The organism is Bacillus daqingensis (assembly GCF_042654445.1).
Classification (GTDB): Bacteria; Bacillota; Bacilli; order Bacillales; family Salisediminibacteriaceae; genus Alkalicoccus; species Alkalicoccus luteus.
On record NZ_JBHSGK010000023.1, the window covers coordinates 1 to 650 of the forward strand.

Below are 650 nucleotides of genomic sequence, written 5' to 3' on the forward strand. Positions count from 1 at the left end.
TTTTCAGCCTCGGCTTAGGACCCGACTAACCCTGAGCGGACGAGCCTTCCTCAGGAAACCTTAGGCTTTCGACGGAGGGGATTCCCACCCCTCTTTTCGCTACTCATACCGGCATTCTCACTTCCAGGCGCTCCACACGTTCTTCCGATCGTGCTTCGCCGCCCCTGGAACGCTCCCCTACCACGGACACACCAGACGGTGTGTCCATCCAAAGCTTCGGTGATACGTTTAGCCCCGGTACATTTTCGGCGCAGAGTCACTCGACCAGTGAGCTATTACGCACTCTTTCAATGATGGCTGCTTCTAAGCCAACATCCTGGTTGTCTAAGCAACTCCACATCCTTTTCCACTTAACGTATACTTGGGGACCTTAGCTGTTGGTCTGGGCTGTTTCCCTCTTGACTACGGATCTTAGCACTCGCAGTCTGACTCCCGAGGATAAGTCGTTGGCATTCGGAGTTTGACTGAATTCGGTAATCCTGTAGGGACCCCTAGTCCAATCAGTGCTCTACCTCCAAGACTCTTCCCTCGAGGCTAGCCCTAAAGCTATTTCGGGGAGAACCAGCTATGTCCGAGTTCGATTGGCATTTCACCCCTACCCACACCTCATCCCCGCATTTTTCAACATGCGTGGGTTCGGGCCTCCATCC

1 rRNA gene is annotated in these 650 nt (G+C 53.8%); it reads right to left on the bottom strand.

The window, feature by feature from the left end:
• A 23S ribosomal RNA gene (locus ACFO4L_RS17520) occupies positions 1 to 650 on the bottom strand; the annotation flags it as partial.